Annotated in this window: 9 protein-coding genes; 6 read left to right on the forward strand and 3 right to left on the reverse strand. The window is 64.1% G+C overall.

Annotated features, from left to right (window positions below; genetic code table 11):
• The first annotated feature begins 66 nt into the window (after positions 1-66).
• Together BUE15_RS16095 and BUE15_RS16100 are read left to right on the forward strand one after the other, a co-directional pair.
• Complete coding sequence (locus tag BUE15_RS16095; protein ID WP_073287409.1) at positions 67-405, forward strand: hypothetical protein; 339 nt, start codon at positions 67-69, stop codon at positions 403-405.
• A 153-nt stretch (positions 406-558) separates the two neighbouring features.
• Positions 559-1,281 carry a YqjF family protein gene (locus BUE15_RS16100; RefSeq protein WP_073287412.1) on the forward strand — a complete coding sequence of 241 codons (723 nt, stop codon included), beginning with the start codon at positions 559-561 and terminating at the stop codon, positions 1,279-1,281.
• A 14-nt stretch (positions 1,282-1,295) separates the two neighbouring features.
• On the opposite strand, the gene BUE15_RS16105 is transcribed toward BUE15_RS16100, so the two are convergent.
• Positions 1,296-1,571 (reverse strand): acylphosphatase, encoded by a 276-nt coding sequence (locus tag BUE15_RS16105; protein ID WP_073287415.1) that lies wholly within the window; start codon positions 1,569-1,571, stop codon positions 1,296-1,298.
• A gap of 138 nt (positions 1,572-1,709) precedes the next feature.
• Here BUE15_RS16105 and BUE15_RS16110 point away from each other — a divergent pair, with 138 nt between their 5' ends.
• A complete protein-coding gene (locus BUE15_RS16110) occupies positions 1,710-2,414 on the forward strand; it encodes a DoxX family membrane protein (protein WP_073287418.1) in 705 nt (234 codons plus the stop codon).
• Here the strand turns inward: BUE15_RS16110 and BUE15_RS16115 are convergent.
• On the reverse strand, positions 2,411-3,220 hold the full coding sequence (locus BUE15_RS16115; RefSeq protein WP_073287422.1) for a TrmH family RNA methyltransferase: 810 nt from the start codon (positions 3,218-3,220) through the stop codon (positions 2,411-2,413). The two genes, BUE15_RS16110 and BUE15_RS16115, sit on opposite strands and share 4 nt — an antisense overlap.
• A 136-nt stretch (positions 3,221-3,356) precedes the next feature.
• Here BUE15_RS16115 and BUE15_RS16120 point away from each other — a divergent pair, with 136 nt between their 5' ends.
• From BUE15_RS16120 to BUE15_RS22210, 3 genes are all read left to right on the forward strand, one after another.
• Positions 3,357-4,877, forward strand: coding sequence for a sensor histidine kinase (locus BUE15_RS16120; RefSeq protein WP_073287425.1), 1,521 nt, complete (start codon positions 3,357-3,359; stop codon positions 4,875-4,877).
• Between the two features lie 87 nt (positions 4,878-4,964).
• Positions 4,965-5,375 carry a response regulator gene (locus BUE15_RS16125; protein WP_073287428.1) on the forward strand — a complete coding sequence of 137 codons (411 nt, stop codon included), beginning with the start codon at positions 4,965-4,967 and terminating at the stop codon, positions 5,373-5,375.
• Positions 5,376-5,482: 107 nt separating this feature from the next.
• The gene (locus tag BUE15_RS22210; RefSeq protein WP_073287431.1) at positions 5,483-6,406 is read left to right on the forward strand and encodes a hypothetical protein; all 924 of its coding nucleotides are present in this window, start codon (positions 5,483-5,485) and stop codon (positions 6,404-6,406) included.
• A 317-nt stretch (positions 6,407-6,723) separates the two neighbouring features.
• Here the strand turns inward: BUE15_RS22210 and BUE15_RS22035 are convergent.
• On the reverse strand, positions 6,724-7,065 hold a 342-nt coding region (locus BUE15_RS22035; protein ID WP_073287434.1), incomplete at its 5' end, for a hypothetical protein.

Here is a 7,065-nt window from a genome sequence, read left to right on the forward strand (position 1 = left end):
GTCGGCCCTGTCTGGGGCTGGGCTGATTGCGTATATTCGCAGAGCCCCCGCCAACCTTTATCTGTTATGGATTCCGAAAACCGCAGTAAGCGCGACCTGCCCGAAGTGGTAGCTGATATTCTGATTACGCTGGACAAAGTGCAGCGCGACGTTTCCACCCTAAAACAGGAAATGGGCGGCCTGCGACAGGAGGTGGGCGGCCTGCGCCAGGAAATGGGCCATGGCTTCGACCGGATGGAAAGCGCCTTCAACAACATGACCACGGCCGTGCTGGACGCCATGAACCGGCAAACGGAGCGGTACGATCGGGTGCAGACCACGCAGACCAGCCAGGAAACCGAAGTACGGGAGTTGCGGCAGCGGCTGGAGAACCTGGAGAAAGTGGTGTACAAACAGGCTGGCTAAGCTTTCCGGCAGACTACAATACAGCAGCAAGCGCGGCCAATGGCCGCGCTTTTTTGTTGCCTAAAGGCCAGATGCAGGCTGTATCTGTTGTACTACAGCCTGCCATTCCACTCCTGAACTACTCCCGTGCTTCCTGACTTCCCTCCTACTCCGATGCGCAGTCGCCTGCACCTGATGCGCCAGCGCTGGAGCAACCTGCTGTTTGCGCACTGGCCGGTGCCGCCCGAGCTGCTGCGCCCCTACCTGCCGGCCCGGCTGGAAGTGGACACGTTTGAGGGGCAGGCGTGGCTGGGCGTGGTGCCATTCACGATGAGCCACATCCGGCCGCTGGGGCTGCCGGCCGTGCCGGGCCTGAGCGCCCTGCACGAGCTGAACGTGCGCACCTACGCCACCCTCGATGGCGTACCGGGCGTGTGGTTTCTGTCGCTGGATGCCACGCAGCCGCTGGGGGTGTGGGCGGCGCGCACGCTGTTCCACCTGCCCTACCTGCACGCCCGCATCAGCCTCACCGAAACGGCCGGTACGCTGCGGGCCGTGGCCGAGCGCACTCACCGCGGCATGGTGCCCGCCACCTTCGCTGCCACCTGGACACCGGGAGCCGCGCTGCCGCTAGCGCAACCGGGCACGCTGGAATATTTTCTTACGGAGCGCTACCACCTGTACACGGCCGGGGCCAACCTGCAGCAGGGCGTGCAGGGCAGCAGTCTGTGGCGCGGCTGCCTCTGGCACGAGCCCTGGACGCTGCGGGAAGCCACGCTGCAGGAGTGGGATTCCACGCTGCTGGAAAGCCACGGCCTGCCCACGCCAGTGGGCCCGCCGCTGCTCTACGCCGCCGAGCCGCTGGACGTGCAGGTACAGGAGCTGCGCCGCGTGTAAGTCGGGGGCTGGCGCTACCGCCGCACCTCAAACCCGGTGTAGTGCTGCACCGGCCCGGCAGCCACATCTACCTGGGTAACGTGCGCGGCGGGCGGGCCCTGGTGGCACCAGGCCTGCAGGGCGTCCAGCGCGTGGGCCGGGCCTTCGGCTTCGATGGTGACGGTGCCGTCGGGGTTATTGCGGGCGTAGCCGTGGAGGCCCAGCTGCCGGGCCTGCTGCACGGTGCTCTGGCGGTAGAAAACGCCCTGGACGCGGCCATGAACGAGAAACGTGCGATGCTGAATGGCCATAAGAAGGCGGGTTGGCAGGTAAGAAAGGTCAAAGGTGGCAAACGGCCATAACACCGCGCAACCTACGTGCTGCATCCGGGGCTGGGGCGTCTGGCATTTTATGCGTTGATTCGCGGCCAAGCATCTTATCGATATCCTATGCCGGCGCCTGAATTCTTCTATACCCTCACCGTCATGCTGCCCATTCTGGCGGTTGCCCTAACGCTCTGGACTGGCGGCTGGCTGCGGCGCTTATATCTGATAAGTGTCCGGCTCTTGCTGGGGGCTTTCATGCTGAGCGCCGGCCTCTACAAACTCTCCGATAACCAGATACCGTGGCTGATGGGGCCACCAATGAACCATACCTTGTTGGCGAAGTATGGCTTGCAGCTTTTCGCCCAGTTCATTGGGGTAGCGCAGCTGATCATTGGTTTGTCACTGCTTACGGGCCGGTTTGCGCTGTTAGGGGCCCTGATGCTGGTGCCCATGTGGGTGGGCATCATTATGTTTACTTGGTCTCAGGACTGGCAGGGAGTTGAGGATTGGCGGGGCACTCCATCCCTTGTCTGCGGCTTCCTGATTCTGACCCTGGGGTTGCTGCTGCACGACTACCACCGGCTCAAATACCTGCTCTACCCGCCCACCCAGCCCGAAACCATCCGGGCAGTGCCCTTGCGCACCGGGCCGCTGCCCCTGGAGATGCTGTGGTGGCTGGGGGCGGCCGTGTTTATGGGCGGCAGCCTGCTCTACCCGGTTTCGCTGCGCGTGATGGTGGGCACCATGCTGGCGGGCCTGCTGCTACTGGCGGCCGGCGGCCTGCTGCTGTGGCGCCGTCGCCGGCTAGCCGCCAAGCCCGGCGCCTAGCCGCGCTGGCGCACCGCCTCAAACGTGAGGATGGCCGTGGCGGTGCTCACGTTCAGCGAATCAATGTAGCCGCCCATCGGGATGATGATGGTTTCGGTGCAGGCCTGCATAAGCTCGGGCGTGAGGCCGTCGGCTTCGGTGCCCATCACGAAGGCGGTGGGGCCGCGGAAGTCGTACTGGGTGTAGGGGCGGGCGTGGTCGGTGAGGGCGGCGGCGTAGGTGCGGATGCCGTGCTGCTCGCACCAGCTCAGCAGCTCCTGCCGGGTGGTGGCCACGGTGGGCACCGTGAAGATGCAGCCGATGCTGCTGCGGATGGCGTTGGGGTTGTAGAGGTCGGTGCGCGGGTCACAGATGATAACAGCGTCGGCGCGGGCGGCGTCGGCGGTGCGCAGGATGGCGCCCAGGTTGCCGGGTTTCTCCACGGCTTCCAGCACCAGCAGCAGCGGTGCGGCCGGCAGCTTCAGGCCGGCCAGCGTGTGGCGCGGCGGCTGGGCCAAAGCCAGCACGCCGTCGGAGCCTTCGCGGTAAGCCACCTTTTCGAATACAGCCCTCGACACCTCAAACCACTCCGGCTGCTGGCTCCCAAATAGCGCCCGTAGCTCCTGCTGCCGGGCCGGACCGGCCAGCTCAGGGCACACGAACAGGGCCGTCACGCTCACGCCCGCCCCGTGCGCAATGGTCAGCTCGCGGTGTCCTTCAATGATGGTCAGGCCCTGCTCGCGCCGCTCCGACGATTTTTGCTGGAGCCGGAGCAGGTTTTTGATGCGCGGATTCTGAGGCGAGGTAATCGGGTCGGGAGTGGGCATAAAGCAGAGCAGGCCGGAAATATGGCCCGAAGATACGGCAACCGCCCCGAGCCACGTATGGCGCGTTGCGGCCCGAACCGTTATCCTTGCAGGCGCACACGCGCCCCCGCCCTGTCTGCTCCTTCTTTTCCGCCCGATGCGCTTACGACTCAATACCAAAATCCTGCTCGGTTTCATTATTGCGCTGGCCGTGCTGACGCTCACCTCGCTGCTGGCCTACCGCAGCATTCAGCAGCTGGCTTTCTATACCCGGCAGGTAGAGCACACCTACCAGGTGCTGCAGTATTCCTCGCAGATTCGCACCAAAGTGCGCGACGTCCAGACGGCGGTACGGGACTATCTGCTGCTGGCCGATTCCAGCCGCCTGGCCGGGTACAGCAGCAGTCTTGAGGGAATTCATCAGGATTTCGACTCGCTGCAGCTGCTCACGCGCGACAACCCGCTGCAGCAGGAGCGGCTGGATACGCTCCGGCGGCTGGTGGCCGACGAAAGGCTGTTTCTGGATACGTGGCGCCAGGTAGCTCCCACACCCTACGCCGCCCGCGACCTGGTGAAGGACGACCAGGCCCGGCTGGAGCAGCTGCGCAAAACCGTGGCCAACCTGACCGCCACCGAATCGGCCTTGCTGAAGGAGCGCAACCGCAACCAGGACTTCTATGAGAACACCACGCCACTGGCCATCATCGGCTCCGCGGTGCTGGCCGTGCTGATTGTGTTGTGGCTGTTCTCGAAAATTACGCAGGAGCTGCAGGCCAATGAGCGGCTGCAGCAGCAGCTGGCCCAGATAAACGAAGACACGGCCCAACGCATTGCCAGCATCGAGCAGCTGGCCGAGCGGGTGGTGCAGGGCGACTACAGCGTGAAAATCAGCAGCGGCAGGCAGCAGGACAGCCTCGGCAACCTCGCCACTTCGCTCAACCTGATGACCCAGGCCCTGGAAGACAGCTTCACGGCGCTGCAAAACCGCAACAAGGAGCTCGACCAGTTTGCCTACGTGGCCTCGCACGACCTGAAGGCGCCCGTGCGCGGCGTCCTGACCGTGCTCAAATGGATTGAGGATGAGCTGCATAGCGAGCTGAGCACGAAAATGCAGCAGTATCTGGGCATGATGAAGGGCCGCCTGCTGCGCCTCGAAGACCTCATCAACGGCCTGCTGGCCTATGCCCGCGTGGGCCGCACCGAGCAGAAGCTGGAGGAAGTGCCGGTAGCCCAACTGGTGCGGGAAGTAGCTGACCTGGTAGTGCCCGCCGGGTTTCAGGTGGAAATCCCGGGTGATATGCCCACTTTCCTGACCGACCGCCTGAGCCTGCAGCAGGTGTTTACGAACCTGATGGGCAACGCCGCCAAATACCACGACAAGCCTACCGGCACCATCCGGGTAAGCTGCCGGGACATCGGGCGCTGCTACGAGTTTCGGGTGCAGGACGACGGGCCGGGCATTGCGCCGGAGTACCACGAGAAAATCTTCCTGATGTTTCAGACCCTGCGCGACCGGCACACGGCCGAAAGCACGGGCATCGGGCTCAGCATCGTGCGCAAAATCATCGACGAGCAGAAGGGCACTATCCACGTAGAATCGGCGGTGGGGCAAGGGGCGGCCTTTGTGTTTACCTGGCCCAAAGCAGCGGCGCCGGAGCTGGCCGCCGCGTTGCTCTAGCAGCCTTTCGGCACCATTTTAGCGCCGCTTCTGCCGGGCGGCCGCCTTTGTTCGTATCTTTCCGCCCCTTACCTATCAGCCCCCTTTATGCGCTCTGTACTGCTCGTTGAAGACGACTTCTTTGACACGATGACGGTTGAGAAATCGTTCGAGAAATTCAGTGTGCAGCACAAGCTGTATACGGCTTTCAACGGCCTGGAAGCCCTGGATCTGCTACGGGGCCTGAACGGAGTGGAGCCCATCCGGCCGCTGCCCGAAGTTATTCTGCTGGACCTGAACATGCCCAAGATGAACGGGCACGAGTTTCTGGCCGAAATCCGCAAGGATGCCGAGCTGGCCGACATTCCGGTGTTCATCATGACCACGTCAACCATGGACGCAGACCGGCTGAACGCGGAGAATCTGGGCGTGAGCGGCTACATCATCAAGCCGCTGGACTTCGAAACCAGCCCCGACATGGTGGACAGCATGAGCCTGCTGGAGAAGCTGCTTAAGTAGCCGAAAGCCATTCGCGCGGAGCCGCTGGCCGGATTCTTGCTCAGGCGGCCGGGCAGCTTTCCTGCGCCTTGTTGTTTGTATTTCACGCCTGCTGTAGTTCTCTCCCTATGATGTGGCACCGCTCTGCTTTGCTGCTAACGGCTGGTCTGGCTCTGCCGGCCGCCGCGCTGGCTCAGGCTGCGCCCCGGCAGCTTCAGACGCTGCCTTCGGCCCCTACTGCCCCGACTCCGGATACCACCCGCCGCGCCGCGCCCCGGCAGCTGGCTGCGCCTCCGTCCCTGCCCGACTCAGTGCGCCAGCAACAGCAGCAGCGGGCCACGCTGCCGCCCGCCAACACCACCCGCTACGCCGTAGGCCTGAAAACCGGGCAGGTCTACAAGGGCTTCGATGTGACGGTGAAGCAGCCCTTCATCGGCCGGCCCTACCTCGTCCTGGACGAGCAGCAGCGCTTCGATTTGGACCAGGTGCGCTACTTTGAGGACGAAAGCGGTTTTTATGTGCGCACCACGCTGCCCGGCCGCTCCAAGCGCGAAGCCACGCTCCGCCGCGACAGAGTGGGCCGCATCAGCCTGTACTCTATCACGAGCACGCAGTACGCCGGCAACGGCATGGGCGGGTTCGGGCCGTATGGCGGTTACGGGCGCTATGGCGGGTTTGGGGGCTACCCCTACGGCGGCTATGGCGGCCCCATGTACCGTACCACCAAAACCGAGTATTTCAGCAAAGACAACGGCCCGATTGAGGACCTGAGCCTGCGCAACCTCCTGCTGGCCACCGCCGACAACCCCACGGCCACCAACCTGCTGTTGCAGGCCCGCCAGTACCAGACCTACACCACCATCAGCTACGTGGCGGCCGGCGGCCTGCTGGTGGCGGGGCTGGTATCGTCGCTGAACCAGAACAGCAGCGGCCCGGCTATTTCGCCGCTCATGTATGCCAGCCTGCCGTTTATGGTGGTGCCGCTGGTGCTGGGCAGCAAAAGCCAGAACAACGTCCGGCAGGCCATCAACCTCTACAACCGCGGGCAGTAGCGCACGCAGGCACCGCTCACAGCGCCGCCTTGTCCATTCCGGATAAAATTCATCCGACGCCGCATAAATTTCACGGGAGGCCGGATAAAACTTACGAGAGGTCGGGTAAAATTTACCCGACCTCTCGTAAGTTTTATGGGAGGCCCCGTGAATTTCACGGCAGGCCGCATAAACCAGACGCGGGGCCGGATGAACTTCATCCGGCCCCGCGTCTGCGTTACACGCTGTAGGGTGCGGGGCTTGCCCCCGCCCGTCGCTGCACGAAACCCGCATCAATCGTTCACCGGCGGGCGGGGGCCAGCCCCGCACCCTACCGGCTACTGCTTGGGTGTGGCCTTGGCCGCCTTCTGGGCCGTGCTTTGCTCGAAGCGGGTTTTGAGCGTGCCCACGGCGTCCTGCGCCCCCGACACGCCCTGTTTGGCAGCCTGCTGCACCGAGCTGTAGTAGGCCAGGGCCGTCACGTAGCTTTCGCTGCCCAGCTTGACGCTGGTGCTGGCCAGGTTGGTAGCCAGCGGCTGCAGGCGCCGCGCCATGCGTTGCAGCTGCTGCCAGGCCGCCAGGTCGAGGCGCAGGCCGGGAATGTCCACGTAGCCGGGCGCGAACTGCGGCTGCTGCTCGGCCAGGTCCAGGGCCTTCTCGATGAAGGGCAGCGAGGCGTC

This window comes from Hymenobacter psychrotolerans DSM 18569 (genome assembly GCF_900142395.1).
Classification (GTDB): domain Bacteria; phylum Bacteroidota; class Bacteroidia; order Cytophagales; family Hymenobacteraceae; genus Hymenobacter; species Hymenobacter psychrotolerans.